A 25,372-nucleotide genomic window follows, 5' to 3' on the forward strand; every position below is an offset into this window, starting at 1 on the left:
GTTTGACCTCCGCGGGCCTCCGCTCCGCTCAGCTCCGCACGACGCCGGTCCACGTCCCCTTCACCACGACCTTGCCGTGCTGGTTGCGCGACTCGGTGGTGACGATGACGAAGCCCATGCGGGCCTTCTCGTAGATGTCCGCGATGCGGCCGGTGGTCGTCATGACATCGCCGGGGCGCATGACGTCCAGGAACTCCAGTTCCTGCTCACCGTGCACGACCATCTTGATGTCGATGGCCATCTCCGGGTCCGACAGCGCGGCGCTGAAGGGGCGGATGGCGAACACGACGGCGAAGCTGGGGAAGGCAATCAGGTCATGGTACGGCCCGGCCTTCGCGAGCTGCGCGTCGAAGAGGAGCGGGCTCACGTGCGGGAGCGGCTCGCCCGGAGTGCCGGCGCCGGGCTGCGCGCCGCCGACGGCGAGGGCGAACTCGCGCATCTTCTCCGCGCCCAGGGTGTAGACGAACGGGCCGTACTCCTTGCCGATGAAGCGCTTGTCGAGGGCCATGGCGTTACTCGATGGATGCTTCGACGACGGCGCCCTTGAGGACGTCCTCGCCGCGCTGGTTGGTGGCGGAGATTTCCGCGGTGAGCCGGCCGTCCTGCACGGAGGTGACCTTGCCCTGGAAGGTGATGGTGTCGTCGGGGCGCACGGGCTTGGAGAAGCGCACGCGCACGCGGCGCACGCGGCCCGGGTCTCCCACGAAGACGGCCAGGGCCTCCACGGCCCAGCCCAGCGTGCACAGCCCCTGGAGGATGTTGCCGCCGAGCCCCACGGCCTTGGCTGCCTCGGGGTCGATGTGGATGGGGTTGAAGTCCCCGGAAGCACCCGCGTAGTAGATGGGCCGGTACCGGTCACACTCGCGCACGTGGGTGAAGGTGTCGCCTGCCTGGAAGGTGCGTGGCATCCCTCCCGTTTAGCACGCCGGGGGCCTACTCCAGGAAGGTGAACCCGTAGCTGCCCTGTCCACCATCTGGCAGGTACATCACCAGGAACGCGGTGCCGCCCGACGGCACCGTGAAGTCCACCACCGGATAGCGCCGTGTGATGAGTGGGTGCTGCAAGTCATTGGCGAGGTACACCTCCACCACCGGCAGCACGCGAGCCGACCCGCTCTCGAAGACGAGGCGGTACTGCCTGTTGCTGCTCGCGGAGAACTCGAACCAGTCCTCGTCGCGCTGGTACTCGAAGCGCCCGTAGCGGATGTCGAAGGCGTTGGGCGTCACGTGCGTGGCCGTGTCCGGGTTGTCGCCGTGGTCGTCCTCGCCCAGCTCGGTGAAGGTCACCACGTAGTTGCCGGTGGCCGCGGAGATGTCCACCGGCGAGTGGCTCACGCGCAGGAAGTAGGGCGCCGTGGTGGGCGTCTTGAAGGTCATATCCGCGCGAGGCCGGCCGTCCACCGCGTCCAGCCACACGCCGCCCTGGTCGAACGCGTCCACGCGCGGCAGCAGGCTGCCGCCCTCGGGCACCACCGTCACCGAGTAGATGCGGCCCGCCCGCGCGTCGAAGCGGTAGAAGTCCAGGTCTCCAATCGGGGTGATGCTCCGCGTGTTCGGCCGCCCGTCCGCCACCAGCGTCCGTGCGCGGGCCTGGCAGTCATCCGGCTCCGACGTGTCTCCGGCGTGCTCCGCGCAGTTGGCCTCGCTCACCAATTCACACGCGCCACTGGGCCGGGCCACGTAGCCCGAGTCGCACAGGCACCGCGCCTCGCCGCCCTCCACCACGCATTGCGTGCGGTGTGGCTCTTTGCAGGTGGACGCGGTGCAGAGCGGCTCTTCGCCGCCCGCGTCGACGACACAGCCAGCGCAGAGAAGCGCGAGCGCGAGGAGCGAGGTTCGCATGCTCAGCGCTCCTGGCGGGAGTGGGCCGCGGCCTCTTCACGCTCGGGCGAGGGCCCGTGGTCCAGCGGGTCATCCACCTGGGTGTCCTCGCGGCGCTTGCGGTACTGCTCGCGCACGTACGACACGAGCTGGTCCAGGTACGCGGAGAGGGGAGGGCACCGCACGCCCGTGCCGTCCAGCAACTCCAGCGTGTTGTGGCAGTTGTAGATGGCCAGGTGATTCACGTAGCTGATGGCCGCGCGCTGGGGTCGGGCCAGCTTCTCCAGCACGGGCAGCCGCAGCATGACGTCCGCCGCGCGCGCGGACAGGTTGAAGCGCGGCAGCTTCTTGTTGGCCTTCTCCGCGATGAGCTCGTACACGCGGCGCGCGCTCATCGGGTTCGGGTCCACCAGGTGGAACGTCCGCCCCACGGCGCGCGCGTCCTTGGACAGGCGCAGCACCGCGTCCACCACGAAGTCCACCGGCACCACGTTGAGCGGCGCCACGCCATTGCCCGGCAGCGGCAGCGGCACCACCAGCGGCGACGTGACGAGCAGGATGCCCAGGTAGTAGGGCCCCTCGAACTTGTCGATTTCCCCCGTGCGCGAGTCCCCCACCACGCTGGAGGGCCGGAAGATGGTGACGGGGAGGTTGGCCGCGGCGCGCTGCACCAGCCGCTCCGCCTGGAACTTCGTTTCCTCGTACGGGTTGCGGAAGCCCTGGCCGCGGTCCAGCTCGTCCTCGGCGATGACGCCCACCCTGTCACCGGACACGTAGCAGGTGGAGAAGTGGTTGAAGCGCGACAGGTGCGCGCAGTCCCGCGCCAGCTCCAGCATGTTGCGGGTGCCGTCCACATTCACACGCCACGCGGTGTCCTTGGGCACGCCCAGTTGCGCCACCGCCGCGAGGTGGAAGATGTCCGTCACCCGCTCGCACAGGCGCTGGTACTCCTCGCCGGACAGGCCCAGGTGCATGTCCACCACGTCGCCGGTGAGCAGCTCCACGTGGGCGCCCTTCACCTTCGCCGCGTGCTTCTGGGCGTCCTTGAGGTGCTTGGGCTGCACCAGCGCGTAGATGTGCCCCTTCGGGTCCTCCCGCGCGATGTGCTCCACCAGCCGCTTGCCGATGAACCCGGGGTAGCCGGTGATGAAGTACGTCCCGGCACCGCTGCCCTTCTTGCGCGTCTCGCTCATGCGGCGCGCAGCATACCCGCCCGTCAGCCCCGTGCGAGCATGGCCCGCCAGACGGACTCCACCTGGGCCCGGGTGGCCGCCAGGTCACCGCTGTTGTCGATGACCCACGTGGCCTGCTCCCGCTTCGAGTCCAGGGGGAGCTGGGCCGCCAGCCGGGCCTCCGCCGCCGCCGCGTCCAGTCCGTCCCGCGACATCAGCCGGGCCTTCTGCACGTCCCGGGGCACCCACACCACCGCCACGCCCTCCATCCACTCGTGCATGCCCGCCTCAATCAGCAGGGGCACGTCGTAGATGACACGGGCCACACCTCGCGCCTCCAGCGCCTGGACCTTCTCCATGAAGGCCTCGCGCACCCGGGGGTGGATGATGGCGTTGAGGGCGGCGCGCTCGTTGGCGTCCCCGAAGACGCGCGCGCCCAGCTTCACCCGGTCCAGCCGGCCATCCGGGCCCACCACGCCGGGGAAACGGGCGGCCACCTCGGCGAGGCCCGGGGTGCCGGGCTCCACCACCTCGCGGGCGAGCACGTCCGCGTCCAGCACCTCCGCGCCCAGCTCACGCAACATCCGCGTGACGGTGCTCTTGCCGGAGGCGATGCCACCCGTCAGGCCGAAGACGTGCACGGGTGGGCGCCTACTTCGCGGCCTTCTGCGTGGTGAAGGTGAACGACTGCACCGTCTTGTTGTCCTCGTTGAAGAAGATGGCCAGGCCCAGCTTCGGGTAGAGGAAGTAGGTGCGGAAGTCGTCCGTCAGCTTGCGCAGGTAGCACGGAGTGGCGGGCACCGGGCCGGAGGGGCACGCCGGGCCGTAGCTGTTCTCGATTGTTTCCTTGTCGATGACGGGCCCGGGGAACACGTCGATGCGCTCCACGAGCTGCGTGCCCGGGTCGACCTTGAACTGGGCCTGGGTGGTGCCCTTGATGGCCTCCTTGCCCAGGTAGGCGATGATCTCCTTGCCGTCCTGGGTGACGGTGCGCGAGGGCTCGCCGAACTTCTTGATGATTTCCTCACGCTTGGACACGCCGGGCTCGATGCCCTGCCACGGCTTGGCGGCGGCGGGGACAGCGAAGGCGAGCACGGCGAGCAGGGTCAGGGTTCTCATCACGATTCCTCCCTAACGGATCGGGCAGGCGGGGCTCAAGAAATCCACGGTGTTTTCAACGGATGATGCCGTCCGGCATTCAATCACGCTTCGCCTTGCCCCGTCCGGGGGGGTCTGCTAGTCGGACCCCATGCCTGCTCCTGGCTCCAGGATGTTGCTCCTGCTCGTGCTGGCCCTCGGTGGCGCGGCCGCCGCCGCCGACTTCGTCGGACCGGATAGCTGCAAGGGCTGCCACCCCGAGGCCTACGAGGCGTGGATGCAGTCCAAGCACGCCCGCGCCGAGAACTCCCTCTCCGAGCAGCAGCGCAAGGACGGGCGCTGCCTGTCCTGCCACTCGCCGGACCAGGGCGCCCAGTCCACCGCCAGCGTCACCTGCGAGACGTGCCACGGCGGCGGCCAGTACTACTCGCCCGAGTACGTGATGAAGGACTCGGAGCTCTCCCGGCTGGTGGGGCTCGTGGACCCGTCCGAGAAGCAGTGCCGCTCCTGCCACGACGCCTCCTCGCCCTCCCTCCGGCCGTTCGACTTCAAGGAGTCGCTCAAGGCCATCGACCACTGGTCCGCCGAGCGCGCCCGCCGCTCTGGTCGCACCGACGCGTCGCCCACCACCACCTCCACGGCGCCCGCGCCGGCCAGCGCCAAGAAATAGCCGCGAGATGAAGGTCCTCGACGCCCGCTTCGTCACCACCGCCGTGGAGCCCAAGGGCTACCCGCCAGGGCACACCGCGGAGGTGGCCTTCGTCGGCCGCTCCAACGTGGGCAAGTCCTCGATGATCAACGCGCTCACCGGCCGCAAGAAGCTGGTGCGTGTGTCGAACACACCGGGACGCACCCGCACGCTCAACTTCTTCGACGTGGACCTGGAGCGCAAAGGCGTGCACCACCAGGTGCGCCTGTGTGATTTGCCCGGCTACGGCTTCGCCAAGGCCAGCAAGGCGGAGAAGGCGCAGTGGGAGCAGATGATCACCACCTACCTCGAGAAGCGGCACCGCCTGGAGGCGGTGGTCAGCATCATCGACGCGGAGGTGGGGCCCACGCCGGATGACCTGGCCACGCTGGACTATCTCCAGGCCCACAACCGCCGCATCCTCGTGGTGGCCACCAAGGTGGACCGGCTCAGCAAGGCGCAGCGCAAGCCGCGCATGGTGGCGCTGTCCAAGGCCATGGACCTGCCGCTGGAGGTCATCCTTCCCTTCTCCGCCACGGAGAAACTGGGCGTGGACGAGGTCTGGAACGCGCTCCTGGGCACCTTCGGCAAGGCCACGCGCGTTCAGGACTGACCTCCCCCGCGGGCGTTGTCCTCCCTGCGCGCGAGGCGCTGTGGTAGGGACGCCGCCGTGTCTGAAAACGGCAAGGGAAATGGCAAGGACGCACAGCTCGCCCCGCGCGAGCTGCGTCAGCGGTTGATGCGGCTGTCCCCGCGGCAGCGGATGGACGCCCTCCTGGAGGCGCCGGATGCGTGGGCGGTGGTGCGCTCGCTGCCGCCGGAGGACCTCTATGTCACCATCCAGGAGGTGGGCCTGGCGGACGCGACGGAGCTGGTGCAGCTCGCGTCGCCGGGCCAGTTCCGCGCCTTCGTGGACCTGGGCGGCTGGCAGCGCGACAAGCTGGAGCCGCACCAGGTCCTCACCTGGCTGCGCGCCGCGCGCGGCGGGGTGGACGACACCGAGGAGTTCCTCCGCAAGCTGCACGCGGTGGACCTGGAGGTGCTGGAGTACCTCCTGCGCGAGTTCACCGTCGTGCACGACCTGGAGGAGAACCCGGACGTCAACCCGCCGGGCGTGACGATGGAGACGCCCGAGGGGCGCTACCTCGTCGAAATCAAGGCCGAGGGCGTGGAGATGTCCGCCGTGCGCTCGCTCCTCAATGACCTCATCGCGGAGAACCCCTTCGAGGCGGTGCGCCTGCTGGAGGCGGTGCGTTGGGAGATTCCCAGCGAGATGGAGGAGACGGCCTTCCAGTTCCGCCGCGCGCGCCTGTTGGACATGGGCTTCCCCACGCTGGAGGACGCGGTGTCGCTCTTCAGCCGCGTGGATGTGGGGCCGCCGGTGGATGTGGCGAAGGCGCCGGGCGCCGCGCTGGTGGCCACCGGCGGGCACGTGGACTACCTGGAGGCGGCCTTCCGCGGGCTGGACATGGTGGAGCGGGAGAACGCCGAGGATGAGCTGCGCGACGTGGCCAACGCGGCGCTGGTGGCGGAGCTGGCGGACCCGGGGGACTTGGACGCCGCGCGCCGCACGGGAGAGGTGGTCCACGACTACCTCTCGCTGGGGCTGGAGCACCTGACGGGCGCGGACCCGGGCCGCGCCACGGACGTGCTGCGCGACACGCCGCTGCGCCGCGTTTTCCAGGTGGGCTTCTCGCTGACGCTCCAGCTCAAGTTCCGCGCGGACCGGCTGGTGAAGTCTCCGGGCGCCATGCTGGAGGGCGTGCTGATGGTGCTGTCCGAGGAGGCCGCGGCCATCGAGGCGCTGCGGCGCAAGCGGCCGCGCCGCGCGCTGCGGGTGGAGGGCGCGGAGCCGGTGCCCTTCCGCTCCCTGCGCGAGGTGGCCGCCAGCGAGGCGCTGCTGGCCCGCGCGGAGGCGCAGGTGGCGCTGCTGCGCGGCGTGCTGGGTGGCTCCGCGGATGCCGCGCGCACGGCGGTGGCCCGCTTCGGCGTGCCGCTGGAGACGCTGGGCGTGGAGCGCCTGCTGGCCGCGGTGGTGGCCATGGCGGTGCTGGAAGAGAAGCCGGACGCGCGGCCCGTGCCGCTGGGGCGCACGGTGGAGCTGGGCCAGCGCCTCTTCGAGGGCACCCCGGAGGCGCCGCGCCTGCGTCCCTCCGCCGCCGAGCGCGCCGTGGCCGGGCTGGAGCCCGCGGTGCCACCGGAGGCCCGCGACGAGCTGCGTCGCCTGGTGGCGCTGATGCTCTGCCGCCTGCTGGACGAACTGGGCGCGGCGTGGCTCCAGGAGGGACGGTTGGATCCGATCGCCACCGCCGTTCTTCCCATGGAGAGCAGCCCGGTACCGTAGGTTTTTCAGTCCGGGGCGGCCTCGCACACGGTAGAGGCCGCCCAAGCGCTAGGAGATCCAGGCCTTTGCCCGTTGGGGTGGCTGGCATGTCCTCTGCTTCAGGCAGGGCACGCGTGATTGTGCGCGAGGCAACTGCTGGGAGGTGGAGGGAATGGTGCCGGGCGAGCAGGGGCAGCGCCGTGACTTGTGGGCTTTCTATTCGCTGACCGCGTTCGCGGCGGTGATGTACGCGGCGCCGGGTGAGTGGATTCCCGCGCTCGCGGAGCTGCGGCTGGCCCTGGTGACGTCGGGGCTGGCGGCGGGGCTGATGGCCATGCGCCGGCTGGGCAAGGCGGAGCCGCTCTACGTGGACGGCTCGCGGGGCATGGCGCTCATCGGCTTCTCCACGCTGGCGGTGGCGTCACTGGCCTGGTCGCTGAATCCGGAGGTGACGCAGGCGACGGCCATCGAGCTGCTGAAGCTCACGGCCATCTACCTCACCATCGTCAACGTCATCACCAGCCCGAAGCGGCTCGCGGTGATGTGCGGGGCCCTGGTGCTGGCGTCGGTGGTGACGTCCATCGGCGTCATCAACTGGTACATGGTGGGGGAGGACCTGGTGGAGGGCTTCCGCGCGCGGTGGGTGGGCGTGTACGCGGACCCGAACCACATGGCGATGAACCTCGGCCTCGTGGTGCCGCTGGCCGTGGCCTTCGTCGCGCGCAAGGGCAGCCCGTGGGTGTGGCGGCTGGCATGCCTCGCGGCGGCGGGGTTGGCGGTGACGGCGATTGTCTTCTCCCACTCGCGCGGCGGCTTCATCGGCCTGTCGCTGGCCATGGCGCTGTGGGCGGTGCGCGAGAAGCGCCGCATGCAGTCCGTCGTGGTGGGCTCCATCTTCGTGCTGGGCCTGCTCGTCTTCGCGCCGAAGAGCTTCTGGGAGCGCAACGAGACGGTGGCCACGTTCCACGAGGACGCGTCCGCCATGGGCCGCGTGTACGCGTGGCAGGTGGCCAGCCGCATCAGCCTGGACAAGCCGCTGCTGGGCGTGGGGCTGGGCAGCTTCCGCTACGCGTGGCCGATGTACGCGCCGCCCGAGGCGCGCCGGGCCTACGTGGCGCACAACATCTTCCTGGACGTGATTGGAGAGCTGGGCTGGGTGGGCCTGGCCTTCTTCCTCGTCTTCGCGGGAGGAGCCGCGGGCGGCGCCTTCGCGGCGTCGAAAAATTCGGAGATGGGCTGGCTGGCACGGGCGCTCTCGGCGTCCATGGTCGGCTACCTCGTGTGTGACTTGTTCTCCGGCTACATCCTGTCCGCGCACTGCTACGTCCTCTTCGGACTGGCGGCGGCGGCGCAGCGGATTGCCCGCGCGGCGGAGGCGTCCTCGGTGGCGGTGCAGAAGGTCCCGGCTCCCAGGGAGCCGGCGGTGGCGACGTGGGAGGGGTCCGGACATGCGGCGTGAGGAGGCGCGGATGGGGCAGGAGCCCCTCCGCCTGGTGCAGTTCACCCGTTCATTCCACATTGGCGGGACGGAGGTGCAGGTGCTGGAGCTGCTGCGGGGGCTGCCCTCCAGCTACCGGCTCCAGGTCTCCGTGCTGGAGGACGCGGGGCCGTTGATGGGCTCGCTCTGGAAGCTCGGCCATGCACCGGCGGCGTTCCCCCTCAAGGGCTCGGTGGCGCAGCCCAACACCGTGTACCAGGTGTACCGGATGGCTCAGTGGCTCAAGGCCCACCGCGTGGAGCTGGTGCACGTGCACGACTTCTACTCCACGCTCATCGCCGTGCCGGCCGCGAAGCTGGCGGGCGCGAAGGTCATCGTCGGCCGGTTGGATTTGTCCCACTGGCAGGGCCGGGCGCGGCGCGCGGTGCACGCGCAGCTCACGCGGATGGCGGACCACGTCATCGCCAACGCGCAGGCCATCCGCAACATGCTGGTGTCCCAGGAGGGCCTGTCCGCCTCGCGCGTCTCCGTCATCCACAACGGGCTCGACTTGCAGCGCTTCGACGCCCGCGTGCGCGAGGGCCTCAAGGGGCCGCTGCCGGACACGGGCGGCGCGCCGGTGGTGGTGCACGTGGCCAACATGAACCACCCGGTGAAGCGGCAGGAAGACTTGCTGCTCGCGCTGGCCATGCTCCGCCACGGCGGCACGACGCTGCACGCGTACCTCGTGGGTGACGGCCCGCGCCGGCCGGAGCTGGAGAAGCTGGCCGCGGAGCTGGGCGTCGGCGACACCGTCCACTTCCTCCGGCACCGCACGGACGTGCCCGCCATCTACGCGCGCGCCAGCTTCGGCGTGCTGTGCTCCAACGCGGAGGGCATGTCCAACGCCGTCATGGAGGGCATGGCCTCCGGGCTGCCCATGGTGGTGACGCGCGTGGGCGGCAACACCGACCTCGTCCGGGACGGTGAGCGCGGCCTCGTCGTCGCCCCCGAGCAGCCTGCCCAGTTGGCCCAGGCCTTTACCCAGCTCCTCTCGAATCCGGAGAAGGCGAGAAGCATGGGCCGGGCGGCCCGGGACTTCGTGGCCCGGGAATTGTCGCTGGAGAAGATGATCCGCCTGCACGACGCCCTGTACCAGCGGGTGGCCCGGGGCATCGGCGCCTGAAGAGCGCATGTCAGACCGGCGTGGATACTCCGCACGCCGTCGACGAAATCGACGGGCGGGCCCTACGTAGGGAGGGGGGACAGCTCCCTCCTACATAAGGTCCTCCCATGCACCTTGCCCTCCTGGTCCTCCTGGCTGCTGCCCCGGCAACACCTCAGACGTGGAAGTTTGAAACGGATGGCACTCCCGAGGTCCACATCAGCAATGTCGATGGCGCGGTGCGAGTGGATGCGGTAGACGGGAATAACGTGGTAATCGAGGTGGTTAGGGAAGGCCCGGACTCAGGCCGGAACAAATCCGAGGTCGAAGTCGTCCAAGAAGGCGACGTGGTGAGGGCGCAGGTGTGCTGCGGGAAGTGCGAGGAGGAGCGGCACTCCTGCAAGGGCGACGTCGGGTCGTACCGGTTCGCGGTGAAGGTGCCCCGGGGGGCGGAACTTCACGTGGGTGTCGTGAATTCCACGGTGTCGGTGGCAGGGGTGACAGGGGAGCAGGAGATTTCCGCGGTCAACGGCCGTGTGGAAGTGAACGGCTCGGAGCGAAAGCTTTCGGTCAGCTCCGTTGATGCAGAAGTGGTGTTGGCGCCGCGGAAGGTCGTGGCTAGTTCTGTGAGCACGGTGTCTGGGGACGTCCGGCTGAAGCTGCCGGCCAAGGCGGATGCGAAGGTGGAATTCAGCTCCGTCGGAGGAAGTTTCAATGGGAGTTCCGTCGCGCTCGGCTCGAAGGAGAAGAGCTACGGCGCCGGCACTCAGGAAATCGAGGTCAGCACCGTCAGTGGCTCGCTGACAGTGCAGGAATAAAAGCTTTCGAGGCCCGTCAAGCACTGGGCCCGGGGCGCTCGCCGGTGAAACTCCAAGGCGCCGGCGAGCGCTCATTTTTTCGGGAAGCCCCGGGTCGCCCTTCCTCAGGCGCCCGGGGCTTCGTCTTTTCTGGCGCCGGGGGCTTCGGCTACGCGGCGGGCGGGGAGGCGGAGGCGCCGGTGCCCCGGTGCTCGGCTCCGATGGCGTCCTTCACCTGGCTGAAGCCGTCCCGGGCGAGCAGGGCGGCGAGGCCGGGGAGGATGCGGCCCACCATGCCGGGCCCCTCGTAGATGAAGCCCGTGTAGACCTGCACCACCGACGCGCCGGCGCGCAGCTTCTCGTAGACGTCCTGCGCGGTGAAGACGCCGCCCACGCCGATGATGGGCAGCGCGCCCCCGCTGCGCAGGTACGCGCGGCGGATGACCGCGTTGGACGGCTCGCGCACGGGCGCGCCGGACAGGCCCCCCGTCTCCTTCGCCACCGGGTGCTCGAAGGGGCGGGCGATGGTGGTGTTGGTGGCGATGAGGCCCGCGAGGTTGCACGCGCGCGCCACGTCCACCACTTCATCCACGGCCTCGGGCGTGAGGTCCGGCGCAATCTTCAGGAACAGCGGCTTGCCGGGAGCCACCGACGCGAGCCGTTCCTGCACGGCGCGCAGCAGCTGGCCCAGCTGCTCCGGCTCCTGCAGCTTGCGCAGGCCCGGCGTGTTGGGTGACGAGGCATTCACCACCACGTAGTCCCCGAGCGGCGCGAGCGCGTCCACGCAGGCCACGTAGTCATCCACCGCCTGCTCCAGCGGCGTGTCCTTGTTCTTGCCGATGTTCACGCCCAGCGGGCCGGGGCGCCACGTGCGCGCGCGCAGGCGCGTGGCGGCGTCCTGGGCTCCGTGGTTGTTGAAGCCCATGCGGTTGATGACGGCCTTGTGCTCCGGGATGCGGAACAGGCGCGGCTGTGGGTTGCCGGGCTGGGGCTTCGGCGTGAGGGTGCCAATCTCCACCGCGGAGAAGCCGCAGGCGAAGAGGCCGTCCACCGCCTCGGCGTCCTTGTCCAGGCCAGCGGCCAGCGCCACCGGGTGGGCGAAGCGCAGGCCCGCGACTTCGACGGCCATGCCCGGCGTGGCGCCTCGCAGCGCCTTCGCGCGCATGGATTCACAGAGGCCGTGCGCGCGGCCGAGCTGGTGCAGCCCGGCCACGCCCAGCCGGTGCGCGCGCTCCGCGGAGAGCTGGAAGAGGAGCGAGCGGGTGAGTCCGTACATGGGCACGCTCAGGTGGCGGGGATGAACGAGGCCTGCCGGGCCCAGGCGAGCGTCTGGTCCACCTGCTCCGGCGTGAGGATGCCGTTCTGCTCGATGATTTCGATTTCGCGGCGCATGTCCGTCTCGAGCAGGTAGGGCCCGTCGGTGTTGATGGTGAACTTCACCTTGCGGTCCCAGAAGGTGCGGATGATGTGGCGCAGCTCCTCCACGCCCTCCACCGCCTTGGTGTGCAGGTTGGACGTGGGGCACAGCTCCAGGGTGATGTCGTTCTCGCGCAGCACCTTCATGGCGTGCTCGTCGTAGGCCGCGCGGATGCCGTGGCCGATGCGGTGCGGCTTGAGCTTCTCCACCACGGACATGACGCCCTCGGAGCCGGTGCCGCGCGTCTCGCCCGTGTGCACGGTGCACTTGAGTCCCGCGCGGCGCGCGCGCCCGAAGAGGTCCTCGTACTCGGCCACGCGCTCGGGGCTGAGTTCCATGGCGTTCGTCTCGGTGCCGGCCAGGTCGATGCCGTACACGCCGCGCGTGCGGTACTTGATGGCCTTGTCCACGATGATGCTGTTGAGCTTGTGGTCGAACTCGCGCGCGAGGCAGAAGATGAGGCCCATCTTCACGCCGTACTCCAGCACCGCGCGGTCCATGCCCCGCAGCGCGGCGTGGATGATGTGGTCCAAATCCAATTCGGAGTTGAGGTTGCGCTTCATCGGGTTGAAGCGCAGCTCCATCTGCGTCACGCGGCTGCCGCGGTACTCCTTGCCGATGACTTCGTAGACGGAGCGCTCAATCGCGCTGGGCGAGGACTGGATCTTCTCCGTCCACGTGTGGAGGATCTTCAGGTAGTCGTCGAGGCTCCCGACCTTGCCGGGCCGGGAGGTGATGAGCTCCACGAAGTCGAAGTAGTTCTTGACGGGGAGCTTGAAGCCCTGCTGGTGGGCGATGGACCAGAGGATGTGGGGCGCCACCGCGCCGCCCACATGGATGTGCAGGTCAATGAGTTCGCGTGCCATGGCGGCATGTATGCACAGTGCCGGGCGCGCGTAAAGGTTAGCGCCGGAGCAGGACGTACACCGCGCCGGCGCCGCCGTCCTGCGGGCGCGCGGTGGCGAACGCGAGCACCATCTGTCCGATTCGCTTCTGGCCCAGCCACTGCTTGAGGCCGTCCTTGAGCACCGGAATCTGGTCCTTCGAGTTCAAACCGCGTCCGTGAACGATGAGCACACAACGCTTCTTCGCGCGGCGGCTGTCCGACAGGAAACGCTCCACGGCGTCCTTCGCCTGCGCCGCCGTCATGCCGTGGAGGTCCAGCCGGCCCTGCACGGAGAAGTCACCCCGGCGCAGCGAGCGCAGCAGGTTCCGGTCGATGCCCGGGCCCGCGCCTTCGATGTACTCGTCGCCGGTGGTGAGCTCGAAGTCACCCTGTCCCGCGACCAATTCCGAGAGCTGCGCGAGCGCCTCGGCATTCTCGTCGATGATTTCGGGCAGGCGCGGGTTGGGCGCCGGGGCCTCTCCACGGTGGGTGATCTGCTGCACCCCGTCCATGGCCGAGTAGAAGAGGGCGGCCTCGTCGGCCTCGCTGACCTGGGCGGCCTTCTTCGCCCTGGGCGGAGCCGGCGGGGCCTTCTTCTTCGCGGCCTCGGCGGCAGTGGCGGCGGCCTTCTCCTGGGCCTCCTTCTTCTCCTGGTCCTTGATGGCCTTGATGGCGGACTTGAAGGGGTTGTTGTGGAACGCCTCTTCCTTCTTCTTCTGGCTCATGGGTGTCTCTGGGGTTTAACCCGGCGCTACAGCCCGCGCAGTCGTCGAATCTCTTCATAGGCATCCCGGACTTCCTGGAAGCGCCGGGAGGCCTGCTCGGCGGCCTGCTTGCCTTGGTGGGCGGCCTTGTCGGGATGGTACTCGGCGGCGAGCTGGCGGAAGGCGCGCTTCACCTCCGCGTCGGTGGCGTCCGGGGTGAGGCCGAGCACGGCGTAGTGCGCGTCGCCGTCACCGAGGTGCAGGGTGGCGATGGCCTGCTCGTCGTCCTCGGAGAGGCCCAGGCCCCGGGCCGCGCGGCGGAGGGCTTCCCGCTCGGAGCGCTGGAGGGCGCCGTCCACCAGCGCCAATTCGAAGAGGGCGTCGAGCAGCCGGCGGCGCTCGGAGGAGGGGAGCAATTCCCCACAGGCCCGGGCGGCGGCGTCCAGGTCCGGCGGCCGGGCGAGGAACTCCTTGAGGTGCCCGCGCACGAGGTGGAGGGACTCGGGGCCGTAGCCGAGCGCGGTATCGAAATAGCGGCGCACCTCGCGCACCTCCTCGCGGCGGACGTCGCCGTCGGCATGGGCCACCTCGATGAAGACGGCGCAGATGTCCCGGGCCAGGTCCTCGTAGGGCCCGGGCTCGCGAGGCGTTCCGAGGTGCGAGTCCTCGCGGTCCAGGTCTTGAGGCCGGTCCTCATCCCAGGTGCGGGGCGTGGGCGGGACGAAGTCTGCGAGCAGGTCCGACGTGTCGGTGAACTGGGCATGCTGATCGTCCACCCGGTGACCGATGAAGCCTCCCAGTGCGGCGAGCAGGACGATGGCGAGCGGGTGGCCGATGAGCAGCCCCACCGCGAGTCCGATAATCGCCCCGAGAACTTTTCCGGCGCCCATGTCCGAGGTTTCGCTCCCTTCCCGCCGGGGAGTTTCGCATAGAGTGCGCCGCGCTATGGCCCAGTTGATTGATGGCAAGGCAGTGGCGGCACGGGTGCGGGCGGAGGTGAAGGCGGAGGTGGACCGGCTCAAGGCGGAGCGCGGCCTCGTCCCCGGGCTCGCCGTGGTGCGCGTGGGTGAGGACCCGGCGTCCAAGGTCTACGTCGGCGGGAAGAAGAAGGCCGCCGCGGAGGTGGGCTTCAACTCGTGGGAGCACCACCGCGACGCGAGCATCACCCAGGACGAGCTGCTCGCGCTGGTGCACCAGCTCAACGAGGACCCGGCGGTGCACGGCATCCTCGTGCAGCTCCCGCTGCCCAAGCACATCGACCCGGACGTCATCATCTCCGCGGTGAAGCCGGAGAAGGACGCGGACGGCTTCCACCCGATGAACGCGGGCAACCTGCTGCTCGGCCGTCCTGCGACGCGCGCGTGCACGCCCTACGGCATCATGCGGCTGCTGGAAGAGATTGGGTGCGACCCGGCCGGCAAGCGCGCGGTGGTGGTGGGGCGCAGCAACATCGTCGGCAAGCCGATGGCGCTGATGCTCCTCCAGAAGAACGCCACCGTCACCATCGCCCACAGCAAGAGCGACGTGCGCCGCGAGGTCGAGGGCGCTGACATCGTCGTCGTCGCGGTGGGCGTGAAGGAACTGGTGAAGGGCGAGTGGATCAAGCCCGGCGCGGTGGTCATCGACGTGGGCATGAACCGTCTGCCGGACGGCAAGCTGGTGGGTGACGTGGAGTTCGCGAAGGCCGCGGAGCGCGCCGCGTACATCACCCCCGTGCCGGGCGGAGTGGGGCCGATGACGATTGCCATGCTCATCCGCAACACGCTGGAGGCGGCTCAGCGCGCAGCGAAGTGACAGCCACCGGCCCCAGGTCCGGACGTCCGCGCGTCTACTCGAACGGACAGACTGTGGGGCCGCCGTGGCTGGCACAGACGCCACGCTCGATGCACCAGCCGCCGTCGGACGTGGACCAGGCGTACATGAGCATCCCGTCGAAGCAGCCCACGTACTGCGAGGGGACGCTGCAGTAGTAGGCCGGGTCGCAGTCCGGGTACAGCTGTGCGGTGACCTGGCCGGACTCGGGGGCCTGCTGTTCACCGCCCTCCTGGGGCGCGCCGCCGCAGCCTGTGAGCAGGGCGGTAGCGCAGAGGACGGCGAGGGACGACTTCTTCAGCGAAAGACGCATCATCGTCGTGTCTCCAGTCGTGAGTCGTGGGGGCGACGATGGATTCTTGCGTGTCCTCTCGACGTGGACGCCAGCGGTGTGCGCGCTTTCCGTTATTCGTGTTGCATGTGCAATACGAGTGAGGAAGTCCGGCCGTCGATGCCGTAGCCGTCTCGCGGCACTGTTCCCTACACGGCCTGGCCGCGGAGCCAGCGCTCCAACTGGGTGCGCTTCTTCCCGCGCAGGCTGGTGCTCACGTGCATCTGGTCATGGTTCCACCGGGTGCCGAGCTTTCGGGCCACGTCCGTGAGCCAGGAGGGGAACGCAGAAGGCTGGCACGTGCCCAGCCCGAGGTCGTCACGGTTCACCTTGTCGCTGCTGAACGACGTGTTCTTCATCTGCAGCAGGTTGTCGGGGCTCGAATCGGAAACCGAGGCGTGGAACCACCTCGCCGAGCGGCTGTCGACGTCGAGGTGCGCCTGGTGGCGATAGGCGGGGCTTCCGTCGAACGCGGGCGACGAGACATGGACCTGGAACCAGAAGACCTCGAGCTCGCCGAAGCCGAGCTCCCGCGCGAGCTCCAGCGCTGGCGAACGCGCCCGCCGCGCTTCGAGCAGCGCCGTCATGCGCGAGAACAATTCATCCATCACCGGCGTGGAGCGCGCGTGCGTGCGCAGGTGCTGCAGCCGGTCCAATTGCCAATCCTGCTGTTGGACCGCCCGCTCCACGTGGGGAATGAGCGCGTCCACCGAGGACTCCGAGGCATCCGCGGCCAGCACCGCCAGCAATGCAGGAGACACCGTCTCGCATGCCACCGCCGTCGTCTGGAGCGCCTGTAGCACTCGGGGGTGGGCCGCCAGCGCCTGGAATTTGGCCTTCTTCTGCTTCGAGCCCCAGGCGTACGTCGTCTCCAGGTCGAGGAGGACTTGAAGGGCCTCGCTCCAGTCGGCGGCAATGGTGCCCGGCGGGGCCTCGCGCCGGACGTACTCGCGGAGGATGAAGGAGTGCGGCCGTGCGTCGCTCTCCATCAGCGTGAGGATGGCGCGGATGACGGGCACCGGAAGGCGTTGGCACGTTCGCGCGAAGAGCCAGATCGGCTGGTAGCGCTCCCCGATGAGCCCCACCGCGGCCCGGGCCGCGAGGTCGGGGTCCACGTCTTCCGGCAGTGCCTTCAGCACGTCCAGGACGCGTGAGTTGCGGTCCTGGTTCGGCGTCTGGAGGGCGGTCTCGATTTCCCGTGGTGTGGGGCGCTTGGGCATGTCCACGTCCTGGCGCGTTCCTGCTTCCGCGACGAGCCTCGAATCGTAGTACCCCAGGATGCCCAGGAATGGGCAGGGGGCACCTCAGGGCAGGTCGTCACCGGGCGCATTCCGCCAGGCGCGCCAGCGCGGCTCCGGGTGCCCCGCGTCACAGCCACACCCGCTTTTCGGGACTTCCGGGGCCGCTGCTCCCTCCGCGTCCAGAATCAGTCGACCCCGTCCCGCTGGGTGCCGCCGCGCGTGTACGAGCCGCCGCCGGTGTACGAGCCTCCGCCCAGCCCCGAGCCGCCGCCCATGATGGTTCCACCCGCGCCCGAGCCATGCGTGCCGGACCCGCGTGTGCCGTGCGTGCTGGCAGAGCCGCCCCGGCCCTCGCCTCCCGTGCCAGAGCCCGCGGCGCCTGACGTGCTCGCGGTGCGCGACTCGCTCGAGTCCGATGTCTGGCCCCTCACGCATCCACTGCTTGCGAGGGAGAGCGACACAACGGCTCCCAACAGCACGGCGCCTCGGATGCTCTTTGTCGTCATGACGACATGCCTCCCGACCCCGCGGGGGTCCGCGCAACGGTGGGAAGGCGCGCTCGGGACGGGTATCGCTCCCGGGGCCCTGGCATCCGATGAAGGTGGACAGAAGCTCGCGGCCGATGTCCTTGTCCTCCATGCGCGTCGGGTGGCTCAGGTCGATACGAAGCCGGCGGGACCGGACGGTGGCGGGTGGCCGCTCTACCCGGGGCCGCTCCCCGCATGCCCGTCGTGGGAGTCCGATGAATACCCACCGGTGATGGGAACGTCGGTGGCGGCGTCGCCGTGCTCCCGGGCGTCATCGTGACGGATGTCCTCGGCCATCTTCACCGCGACGGCGGCGGCGTCCTTCGCGGGGGCGCCGGCGGTGCGGCGCTCATAGGAACGCTCTGCTCGTGCGTCCCGCTCGCGCGGGTGCGTGTTCGTCAGTGATTCGCCCGGCAGCTCGACGCGCAGCTCGTGCACGGCCATGCGGATTCCCGCGGCGATGGGCAGCGCCAGGAGCGCGCCGATGATGCCCATCAGCTCACCGCCGATGTGCAGCGCGAGGATGACCACGATGGCGGGCAGTCATGGCCACGCGGCTCCCATGAGGCGGCGAGGGCTGTGCTGGGGAGCGGGCGCCGCGCCGCTCACGGCTCATGCGGCCTGGCGCCCGTCTTCAGGACTCGCAGCGGCCGGGGCACGGGCAGGTGAGGCACTGCTGTTGCTCGCAGTGTCCCTCGGAGCAGTCCGCGTCCTTCGTACACCCTTCGAGGCAGTGCGCGTCTTCGTTGGCGCAGCCCACGCACGCGAAGTCGATGGGGCACTGGCTACTGGACTGACAGACGCCGCCCGCGGGGACGCTGGGATTGTCACGGGTCCGGGACTCGCCGCAGCCGGCCATCAGACCCATGGAGAGCATGAGGAGCATGAGAGTTCGCATGGGTCGGCAGTATTTCATGGCGCATGCCATCGTCGCTTCCGACGGTATGCCGCTCGTGTGTGTCTCTGGAGACTGACACCCGGAGCCGGAAGGCTCAGATATTCGAGGTGCACGCTGATAGGTTTCGGACCCGAGCCCCGCACGGTGGGGCAGGGGAGAATCGGGACATGCCGACGCGCGAGGAGCGAATCACGGGTGGGGTGTACGGGCTGCTGATTGGCGATGCGCTCGGAGTGCCCTACGAGTTCCATGACCCGCGACAGATTCCTCCGGCCGAGGCCATCGAGTACGAGCCGCCCGCGGGCTTCCAGCGCGCGCACGACAGCGTCCCGCCCGGTACCTGGTCCGATGACGGCGCGCATGCGCTGTGCCTGCTGGATTCGCTGCTGTACCAGGGCCGATTGGATTTGGAGGACCTCGGGCGCCGGCTGGTGAACTGGTACGAGTGGGGCTACCTCGCCGTGGACGGCCAGGTGTTCGACATCGGCATCCAGACGAGCACGGCCCTCGCGCACTTCCGCGCGGGGACGCCCGCGCTGATGTCCGGGCCGAAGGGTGAGCGGGACAACGGCAATGGCTCGCTGATGCGCGTGCTGCCGCTGGCCCTCTGGCACAAGGGCGATGACGCGAAGCTCGCATCGGACGCGATGGCGCAGTCGCGGGTGACGCACGGGCACATGCGCTCGCAGGTGTGCTGCGCGCTGTATTGCCTGTGGGCCCGCCGCATCCTCGAAGGCTCAGCGGATGCATGGGCGGACGCGCTGGCCACGTTCCGCGAGCTGTACCCCGAGGGCTTCGAGGCCCGCACCGAGCTGGACACGAACATCGCGAGGCCGGACGCCGAGGAGCCGCCGGGCGCGGGCTCCGGCTACGTGGTGGATTGCCTGCGCTCCGCGCGGCAGTGCGTGGCTGCGGGGCGCGACTACGAGGCGGTGGTGAAGGCGGCCATCCGCCTGGGCCATGACACGGACACCACCGCCGCGGTTGCTGGTGGCATCGCCGGGCTCATCCACGGCGTGCAGGGCATTCCGGAGCGGTGGCGCACGGCCCTGCGTGGACAGGAGCTCCTGAAGCCGCTCATGGACAAACTGCTCGCCCGTGTCCGGGGCTGAACGGTTCAGCTCCGGAAGGCCTCACGCACGCCCTCGCGGCGCAGCGTGAAGAGCATCCACACGGCCACCGGCACGCTGACGAAGCACGCCGGCAGGGAAGGGAAGAGCGCCGTAATCGCCCCCACCGTGGCCAGGCCGTAGCCCTTGAGCCGCATCGCGCTCAGCGCGGCCCAGATGGCCAGCGAGCCGCACAGGATGGCCACCGTCACCGAGAGCACGAAGTACCACGACAGCTCGAAGACGCCGCCGGCCTGCGCCGCCTCGGCAGGCGCGAAGGGCGACGGAATCTTGAAGACGAACAGCACCACCTGCAGCACGTTGAACAGGATGGACAGCGAGCCCGCGCACAGCAGGAAGAAGGCCGGGGGCCGGATGATGTTCAGCACCTTGACGCGTGGGTCTTCCGGGGGGAGCTTGATTCCAGGACCAGTCATGAACGGGCTCGCAGGGCGCTCACAATCATCCGCGTCGCCGGGGACTTGTTGAGCGTGTAGAAGTGGATGCCGGGCACGCCGCGTGAGAGCAATTCCATGCACTGCACCGTCGCGTGCGCCACGCCGAGCTGCACCAGCGCGTCCGGCTGGTCCTTCACGCGCTCCAACTGCAGCGCCAGCCGCATGGGCACCGTGGCCCCGCACATCCGCGTGAAGCGCTGGATCTGCTCGTAGTTCGTAATCGGCATGATGCCGGGGACGATGGGCACGTTGATGCCCGCCCGCCGGGCCCGCTCCACGAAGTCGAAGTAGAACGCGTTGTCGAAGAAGAGCTGCGTCACCACGAAGTCCAGCCCCGCGTCCACCTTCTCCTTCAGATGACGCAGGTCGTCGTCGCGGGACACCGTCTCGACGTGGCCCTCCGGATAGCACGCGCCTCCGAGGCAGAAATTGAAATCCTCTTCTCGGATGAATCGCACCAGCTCCGACGCGTACTTGAAGCCGCCCTGCGGCGCCACGAAGGTCTTCTCGCCCTGCGGCGGGTCTCCGCGCAGCACCAGCACGTTGTCCAGCTTCGCGTCGGACAGCCGCTTCAGCAGCTCGCGCAACTCCTCGCGCGTGTGCCCCACGCACGTCAGGTGCGCCATGGCCTCGATGCCCGTCTCCTTCTTGATGCGGGTGACGAGCTCCACCGTCCTATCGCGCGTGCTCCCGCCCGCTCCGTACGTCACCGACACGAAGCCGGGCTGCAGGGGCGCCAGGTCCTCCAGCGTCTTGAAGAGGTTGGCCACGCCCTCGTCCGTCTTCGGCGGGAAGAACTCGAAGGAGAAGCAGGGGTTGGATGGATTCAACCGATTACGAATCTTCATGTCGCCCCCAGTGTAGACGGTCCCCGTCGGCCTTGATCGGCGAAGTCTCGCGGCTATAGTCCGCGCCGTTTTCCACACCCCTTACAGGAGAGATTGATGGCCCGGCGTACGCCACTCAACGAGGCCCACCGCAAGCTGGGTGCTCGGATGGTCGACTTCGTGGGTTGGGACATGCCGGTCCAGTACTCGTCTGTCATCGGCGAGCATGAGGCCGTGCGCAATGCCGTCGGCCTGTTCGATGTCTCCCACATGGGCGAGGTCGAGTTCCGCGGCCCCGGCGCGCTGGAGACGGTCAACGCGCTCATCTCCAACGACCTGTCGCGCATCTCGGACGGCCAGGCCGTCTACGCGGGCCTGCTCACCGAGCAGGGCACCTTCGTGGACGACATCGTCGCCTACCGCTTCAGCCCCGAGCACATCTTCATCTGCGTCAACTCCAGCAACCGCGAGAAGGACTTCGCCTGGATGAAGGAGCACGCGAAGGGCGTGAAGCCCGTGGACCGCGGTGACGACTACGCGCAGATCGCCGTGCAGGGCCCCAGGGCCTCCGGCCTCGTGCAGCGGCTGACGAAGGCGGACCTCTCCAAGGTCGGCACCTACCGCTTCACCGAGGGCGAGGTGGCGGGCGTCAAGAGCATCATCTCCCGCACCGGCTACACCGGCGAGGACGGCTTCGAGCTGTACTGCGCGCCCGACGACGCGGTGAAGCTGTGGGACGCGCTGCTCACGGAAGGGCAGCAGGACGGCGTGAAGCCGTGCGGCCTGGGCGCGCGCGACAGCCTGCGCACGGAGATGAAGTACGCGCTCTACGGCAACGACATCGACGACCAGCACACCGCGCTGGAGGCGGGCCTGGGCTGGATTGTGAAGCTCGACAAGCCCACGTTCATCGGCAAGGACGCGCTGGTGGCGCAGAAGGCCGCCGGCGTGAAGCGCAAGCTGGTGGGCTTCGAGCTGACGGGCAGCGGCATCCCCCGCCATGGCTACGCCATCCTCAAGGACGGCAAGCCGGTGGGCGAGGTGACGAGCGGCACCATGGGCCCGTCCGTGAAGAAGCCCGTCGGCATCGGCTACGTCCCCGCCGAGCTCGCCGCGGAGGGCTCCACCTTCGACGTGGACATCCGCGGGCGCCCCGTCCCCGCCGTGGTGGTCAAGACGCCGTTCTACAAGAAGCCCTGAAGCATCAGCCCCCCCTTTTTGAGGAGCAACGACATGGCCGATACGATTCCCGGCGACCTGAAGTACACCAAGGAGCACGAGTGGGCCCGCGTCCAGGGCAAGGTGGTGGTGGTGGGTGTCACCGCCCATGCCCAGGAGTCGCTGGGTGACGTGGTGTACGTGGAGCTGCCCAAGGTGGGCGCCACCGTCACCGAGGGCAAGCAGTTCGGCGTCATCGAGTCCACCAAGGCGGTGTCCGAGCTGTACTCGCCGGTGACGGGCACGGTGGTGAAGGTGAACGACGCCCTGGCGGACAACCCCTCCACCGTCAACACGGACCCCTACGGCGCGGGCTGGATTGTCGAGGTCGAGCTGTCGGACCCCAAGCAGGTGGACACGCTCCTGGACGCCACCGCGTACGCCAACCTGCTCAAGAGCGCGTAGCACGGAAACGTTGCCGCCCGGCTGTTAGTGACGGTCCTCGATTTTTTGACTCACGACTCGCACGCGAGCCCGACTGCCATGTCCTTGAATTGGAAGTACCAGGAGTCGTTCGCCGGCCGTCACAACGGACCGGACGAGCATGAGCTGAAGCAGATGCTGTCCGCGCTGGGCGTCACCTCGCTCGATGCCTTCATCGAGCAGGCCGTCCCGCCGGTCATCCGCTCCAAGGAGCCGCTCAAGCTCGCGCCGCCGCGCGGTGAGCACGAGCTGCTCGCGCAGCTGGAGGCGATTGCCGCCAGGAACCAGGTGTTCCGCTCGTACATCGGGATGGGCTACCACGACACCCACACCCCGAACGTCATCCTCCGGAACATCTTCCAGAACCCGGGCTGGTACACGCAGTACACGCCGTACCAGGCGGAGATTGCCCAGGGCCGGCTGGAGGCGCTGCTCAACTTCCAGACGCTCATCATGGACCTGACGGGCCTGGAGGTGGCCAACGCCTCGCTGCTCGACGAGGGCACCGCCGCCGCCGAGGCCATGGCGCTCGCCGTCCACCAGAAGGGTGACGGGCACGGCGCCGCCTTCTTCGTCTCCGACGCCTGCCACCCGCAGACGGTGGACGTGGTGCGCACCCGCGCCGAGCCGCTGGGCGTGGAAATCGTCGTCGGCGACCACCGCACGGTGGACCTGGGCGCGAAGAAGTACGTGGGCGCGCTGGTGCAGTACCCGGCCACGGACGGCGTGGTGCACGACTACCGCGCCTTCGGTGACAAGGTGCACGCGGCGGGCGGCCTGCTCGTCGTCGCGGCGGACCTCTTGAGCCTCACGTTGCTGACGCCTCCGGGCGAGTTCGGCGCGGACGTGGCGGTGGGCAGCGCCCAGCGCTTCGGCGTCCCCATGGGCTACGGCGGTCCGCACGCGGGCTACTTCGCGACGAAGAACGCGTACACGCGCGTCATGCCGGGCCGCATCATCGGCGTGTCCGAGGACGCGCAGGGCCGCCGCGCGCTGCGCATGGCGCTGCAGACGCGCGAGCAGCACATCCGCCGCGAGAAGGCCACGAGCAACATCTGCACCGCGCAGGTGCTGCTGGCCGTCATCGCCAGCATGTACGCCGTCTACCACGGCCCCAAGGGGCTGAAGGCCATCGCCGAGCGCGTGCACGGCCTCACCGTGGTGCTGGCGCGGGCCCTGACGAAGCTGGGCCTCAAGCCGAAGCACGAGCAGTTCTTCGACACGCTGCGCGTGGAGCTGACGCCCGCGCACGTGCGCGGGGTGCTCGCGGCCGCCGAGTCGGCGCGGATGAACTTCCGCCGCATCGACGAGAAGACGCTGGGCGTGTCGCTGGACGAGACGACGCGGCCCGCGGACGTGGAGGCCATCCTCGCGGCCTTCGCCACCGGCGTGGGCAAGGCCTCCGCTCCGTCGCTGGAGGAGGTGGGCGGTAGCGTGGAGACGCCGGTGGAGCCGGCGCTGCGCCGCACCAGCGCGTACCTCGCGCACCCCGTCTTCAACAGCTACCACTCCGAGACGGAGATGCTGCGCTACATCCGGCGGCTCGAGGCGAAGGACCTGTCCCTCACGCACTCGATGATTCCGCTGGGCAGCTGCACCATGAAGCTCAACGCCACCGCGGAGATGATTCCGGTGACGTGGCCGCAGTTCGGCAAGCTGCACCCCTTCGCGCCCACCTCGCAGGCGGCCGGCTACAAGGTCATCTTCGAGCAGCTCGAGCACATGCTCACGCAGGTGACGGGCTTCGCCGGGTGCTCGCTGCAGCCCAACGCGGGCAGCCAGGGTGAGTACGCGGGCCTGCTCGTCATCCGCGCGTACCACCAGAGCCGCGGTCAGGGTCACCGCGACGTGTGCCTGATTCCTTCGTCCGCGCACGGCACCAACCCGGCCTCCGCGGTCATGGCGGGCTACAAGGTCGTCGTGACGAAGTGCGACGAGGACGGCAACATCGACCTCGCGGACCTGCGCGCCAAGGCGGACGAGCACAAGGACAAGCTCGCGGCGCTGATGGTGACGTACCCCTCCACGCACGGCGTGTTCGAGGAGGACATCAAGGAGATCTGCTCCATCATCCACGAGCGCGGCGGCCAGGTGTACATGGACGGCGCCAACCTCAACGCGCAGGTGGGCCTCACCTCGCCGGGCTCCATCGGCGCGGACGTCTGCCACATCAACCTGCACAAGACGTTCTGCATCCCCCACGGCGGTGGCGGCCCGGGCATGGGCCCCATCTGCGTGGCGAGCCACCTGGTGAAGTTCCTCCCCGGCCACCCCGTGATTCAGATGGGCGGCTCGGAGGCCATCGGCGCCATCTCCGCCGCGCCGTGGGGCAGCGCCAGCATCCTGCTCATCTCGTGGATGTACATGACGATGATGGGCGGCGAGGGCCTCACCCAGGCCACGAAGCTGGCCATCCTCAACGCCAACTACATCGCCGAGCGGCTCCAGCCGCACTACCCGGTGCTGTACCGCGGCAAGCGCGGCAAGGTGGCGCACGAGTGCATCGTCGACCTGCGCCCGCTGAAGAAGACCTCCGGCGTGGAGGTGGAGGACGTGGCCAAGCGCCTCATGGACTACGGCTTCCACGCGCCCACCGTGTCCTTCCCCGTCGCCGGCACGCTGATGATCGAGCCGACGGAGTCTGAGTCCAAGGCGGAGCTGGACCGCTTCTGCGACGCGATGATTGCCATCCGTCAGGAGATTCGGGACATCGAGGAGGGGCGGATGCCGAAGGACAACAACGTCCTGAAGAACGCCCCCCACACCGCGCGCGTGCTGACCGCGCCGGAGTGGAACCGGCCCTACTCGCGCGAGCTGGCCGTCTTCCCGGCCCCGTGGGTGCGCGAGAACAAGTTCTGGCCGTCCGTGGGCCGCCTGAACAACGTGCTCGGTGACCGCAAGCTGGTGTGCTCGTGCCCGCCCATCGAGGACTACATGACGCCGGAGACGAAGGCCGCAGTGGCCTGACGCTCCTGAGCGCCTGAGGTACCGGGGCCGTCTCCCTTCGCGGGGAGGCGGCCCTTGTGTTTTCCACGCTCGA

Annotated in this window: 28 protein-coding genes; 11 read left to right on the plus strand and 17 right to left on the minus strand. The window is 69.2% G+C overall.

The genetic code is table 11. The features are described 5' to 3' along the window. Positions 1-28 precede the first annotated feature (28 nt). Genes ACVTJA_RS19810 through ACVTJA_RS19835 form a run of 6 tightly spaced genes read right to left on the minus strand, consistent with a single transcriptional unit; the run spans position 29 to position 4,112 of the window. Positions 29-508 carry an FAS1-like dehydratase domain-containing protein gene (locus ACVTJA_RS19810; protein WP_465838246.1) on the minus strand — a complete coding sequence of 160 codons (480 nt, stop codon included), beginning with the start codon at positions 506-508 and terminating at the stop codon, positions 29-31. Positions 509-512: 4 nt separating this feature from the next. Then, positions 513-908 (minus strand): MaoC family dehydratase, encoded by a 396-nt coding sequence (locus ACVTJA_RS19815; RefSeq protein ID WP_465838248.1) that lies wholly within the window; start codon positions 906-908, stop codon positions 513-515. A gap of 25 nt (positions 909-933) precedes the next feature. Then, positions 934-1,842, minus strand: a complete 909-nt coding sequence (locus ACVTJA_RS19820) for a hypothetical protein (RefSeq protein ID WP_465838249.1) — start codon at positions 1,840-1,842, stop codon at positions 934-936. Positions 1,843-1,844: 2 nt separating this feature from the next. Next, on the minus strand, positions 1,845-3,014 hold the full coding sequence (locus ACVTJA_RS19825) for an SDR family oxidoreductase (RefSeq protein ID WP_465838251.1): 1,170 nt from the start codon (positions 3,012-3,014) through the stop codon (positions 1,845-1,847). 23 nt (positions 3,015-3,037) lie between these two features. Further along, positions 3,038-3,634 carry a dephospho-CoA kinase gene (coaE, locus tag ACVTJA_RS19830; protein ID WP_465838253.1) on the minus strand — a complete coding sequence of 199 codons (597 nt, stop codon included), beginning with the start codon at positions 3,632-3,634 and terminating at the stop codon, positions 3,038-3,040. A 10-nt stretch (positions 3,635-3,644) separates the two neighbouring features. Continuing rightward, positions 3,645-4,112 (minus strand): hypothetical protein, encoded by a 468-nt coding sequence (locus ACVTJA_RS19835; protein ID WP_465838255.1) that lies wholly within the window; start codon positions 4,110-4,112, stop codon positions 3,645-3,647. A gap of 151 nt (positions 4,113-4,263) precedes the next feature. Between ACVTJA_RS19835 and ACVTJA_RS19840 the strand changes: the two genes are divergently transcribed. The 6 genes from ACVTJA_RS19840 (at position 4,264) to ACVTJA_RS19865 (ending at position 10,502) form a co-directional block, all read left to right on the plus strand. Further along, a complete protein-coding gene (locus tag ACVTJA_RS19840; RefSeq protein ID WP_465838257.1) occupies positions 4,264-4,761 on the plus strand; it encodes a cytochrome c3 family protein in 498 nt (165 codons plus the stop codon). Between the two features lie 7 nt (positions 4,762-4,768). Continuing rightward, positions 4,769-5,392 (plus strand): ribosome biogenesis GTP-binding protein YihA/YsxC, encoded by a 624-nt coding sequence (gene yihA / locus ACVTJA_RS19845; RefSeq protein WP_465838259.1) that lies wholly within the window; start codon positions 4,769-4,771, stop codon positions 5,390-5,392. A 57-nt stretch (positions 5,393-5,449) separates the two neighbouring features. Next, positions 5,450-7,123, plus strand: a complete 1,674-nt coding sequence (locus tag ACVTJA_RS19850; protein ID WP_465838261.1) for a DUF6178 family protein — start codon at positions 5,450-5,452, stop codon at positions 7,121-7,123. A 151-nt stretch (positions 7,124-7,274) separates the two neighbouring features. Then, positions 7,275-8,561 carry a spore coat polysaccharide polymerase ExoJ gene (gene exoJ / locus ACVTJA_RS19855; RefSeq protein WP_465838263.1) on the plus strand — a complete coding sequence of 429 codons (1,287 nt, stop codon included), beginning with the start codon at positions 7,275-7,277 and terminating at the stop codon, positions 8,559-8,561. Next, positions 8,551-9,705, plus strand: coding sequence for a spore coat polysaccharide biosynthesis glycosyltransferase ExoK (gene exoK, locus ACVTJA_RS19860; RefSeq protein ID WP_465838265.1), 1,155 nt, complete (start codon positions 8,551-8,553; stop codon positions 9,703-9,705). Before exoJ ends, exoK begins: the two co-directional genes overlap by 11 nt. A gap of 107 nt (positions 9,706-9,812) precedes the next feature. After that, positions 9,813-10,502, plus strand: a complete 690-nt coding sequence (locus ACVTJA_RS19865) for a DUF4097 family beta strand repeat-containing protein (protein ID WP_465838267.1) — start codon at positions 9,813-9,815, stop codon at positions 10,500-10,502. A 148-nt stretch (positions 10,503-10,650) separates the two neighbouring features. Here the strand turns inward: ACVTJA_RS19865 and ACVTJA_RS19870 are convergent, their stop codons facing one another. Genes ACVTJA_RS19870 through ACVTJA_RS19885 form a run of 4 tightly spaced genes read right to left on the minus strand, consistent with a single transcriptional unit; the run spans position 10,651 to position 14,378 of the window. Then, the gene (locus tag ACVTJA_RS19870; protein ID WP_465838269.1) at positions 10,651-11,757 is read right to left on the minus strand and encodes a quinone-dependent dihydroorotate dehydrogenase; all 1,107 of its coding nucleotides are present in this window, start codon (positions 11,755-11,757) and stop codon (positions 10,651-10,653) included. Positions 11,758-11,765: 8 nt separating this feature from the next. Next, positions 11,766-12,764, minus strand: a complete 999-nt coding sequence (locus tag ACVTJA_RS19875; protein ID WP_465838271.1) for an amidohydrolase family protein — start codon at positions 12,762-12,764, stop codon at positions 11,766-11,768. 37 nt (positions 12,765-12,801) lie between these two features. Next, positions 12,802-13,509 (minus strand): Smr/MutS family protein, encoded by a 708-nt coding sequence (locus ACVTJA_RS19880; RefSeq protein WP_465838273.1) that lies wholly within the window; start codon positions 13,507-13,509, stop codon positions 12,802-12,804. A 26-nt stretch (positions 13,510-13,535) separates the two neighbouring features. Continuing rightward, a complete protein-coding gene (locus tag ACVTJA_RS19885) occupies positions 13,536-14,378 on the minus strand; it encodes a TerB family tellurite resistance protein (RefSeq protein WP_465838274.1) in 843 nt (280 codons plus the stop codon). A 55-nt stretch (positions 14,379-14,433) separates the two neighbouring features. Here ACVTJA_RS19885 and folD point away from each other — a divergent pair, with 55 nt between their 5' ends. Continuing rightward, entirely contained in the window at positions 14,434-15,282 is an 849-nt protein-coding gene (gene folD / locus ACVTJA_RS19890; protein WP_465840451.1) for a bifunctional methylenetetrahydrofolate dehydrogenase/methenyltetrahydrofolate cyclohydrolase FolD, read from the plus strand. 34 nt (positions 15,283-15,316) lie between these two features. On the opposite strand, the gene ACVTJA_RS19895 is transcribed toward folD, so the two are convergent. The 5 genes from ACVTJA_RS19895 to ACVTJA_RS19915 all read right to left on the minus strand — a co-directional run bounded on the left by ACVTJA_RS19895 (position 15,317) and on the right by ACVTJA_RS19915 (position 18,297). Next, positions 15,317-15,616, minus strand: a complete 300-nt coding sequence (locus ACVTJA_RS19895; protein WP_465838276.1) for a hypothetical protein — start codon at positions 15,614-15,616, stop codon at positions 15,317-15,319. 164 nt (positions 15,617-15,780) lie between these two features. Beyond that, the gene (locus tag ACVTJA_RS19900; RefSeq protein ID WP_465838277.1) at positions 15,781-16,851 is read right to left on the minus strand and encodes a hypothetical protein; all 1,071 of its coding nucleotides are present in this window, start codon (positions 16,849-16,851) and stop codon (positions 15,781-15,783) included. Between the two features lie 206 nt (positions 16,852-17,057). After that, a complete protein-coding gene (locus ACVTJA_RS19905) occupies positions 17,058-17,303 on the minus strand; it encodes a hypothetical protein (RefSeq protein WP_465838279.1) in 246 nt (81 codons plus the stop codon). A gap of 270 nt (positions 17,304-17,573) precedes the next feature. Beyond that, the gene (locus ACVTJA_RS19910) at positions 17,574-17,930 is read right to left on the minus strand and encodes a hypothetical protein (RefSeq protein ID WP_465838281.1); all 357 of its coding nucleotides are present in this window, start codon (positions 17,928-17,930) and stop codon (positions 17,574-17,576) included. Between the two features lie 103 nt (positions 17,931-18,033). Next, complete coding sequence (locus ACVTJA_RS19915) at positions 18,034-18,297, minus strand: hypothetical protein (protein ID WP_465838283.1); 264 nt, start codon at positions 18,295-18,297, stop codon at positions 18,034-18,036. A gap of 167 nt (positions 18,298-18,464) precedes the next feature. Between ACVTJA_RS19915 and ACVTJA_RS19920 the strand changes: the two genes are divergently transcribed. Continuing rightward, positions 18,465-19,409: an ADP-ribosylglycohydrolase family protein gene (locus ACVTJA_RS19920; RefSeq protein WP_465838284.1), complete on the plus strand. Its 945-nt coding sequence runs from the start codon at positions 18,465-18,467 to the stop codon at positions 19,407-19,409. Between the two features lie 5 nt (positions 19,410-19,414). On the opposite strand, the gene ACVTJA_RS19925 is transcribed toward ACVTJA_RS19920, so the two are convergent. Both ACVTJA_RS19925 and metF read right to left on the minus strand, forming a co-directional pair. Next, positions 19,415-19,843: a hypothetical protein gene (locus ACVTJA_RS19925; protein WP_465838286.1), complete on the minus strand. Its 429-nt coding sequence runs from the start codon at positions 19,841-19,843 to the stop codon at positions 19,415-19,417. After that, positions 19,840-20,712 (minus strand): methylenetetrahydrofolate reductase [NAD(P)H], encoded by an 873-nt coding sequence (gene metF, locus ACVTJA_RS19930; RefSeq protein WP_465838288.1) that lies wholly within the window; start codon positions 20,710-20,712, stop codon positions 19,840-19,842. Before metF ends, ACVTJA_RS19925 begins: the two co-directional genes overlap by 4 nt. Before the next feature lie 96 nt (positions 20,713-20,808). Between metF and gcvT the strand changes: the two genes are divergently transcribed. The 3 genes from gcvT (at position 20,809) to gcvP (ending at position 25,299) form a co-directional block, all read left to right on the plus strand. Next, complete coding sequence (gene gcvT / locus ACVTJA_RS19935; protein WP_465838290.1) at positions 20,809-21,891, plus strand: glycine cleavage system aminomethyltransferase GcvT; 1,083 nt, start codon at positions 20,809-20,811, stop codon at positions 21,889-21,891. Positions 21,892-21,924: 33 nt separating this feature from the next. Continuing rightward, entirely contained in the window at positions 21,925-22,314 is a 390-nt protein-coding gene (gene gcvH, locus ACVTJA_RS19940; RefSeq protein WP_465838292.1) for a glycine cleavage system protein GcvH, read from the plus strand. 78 nt (positions 22,315-22,392) lie between these two features. Continuing rightward, entirely contained in the window at positions 22,393-25,299 is a 2,907-nt protein-coding gene (gene gcvP / locus ACVTJA_RS19945) for an aminomethyl-transferring glycine dehydrogenase (RefSeq protein ID WP_465838293.1), read from the plus strand. Positions 25,300-25,372: the final 73 nt, after the last annotated feature.

Source organism: Pyxidicoccus sp. M6 (assembly GCF_055568925.1).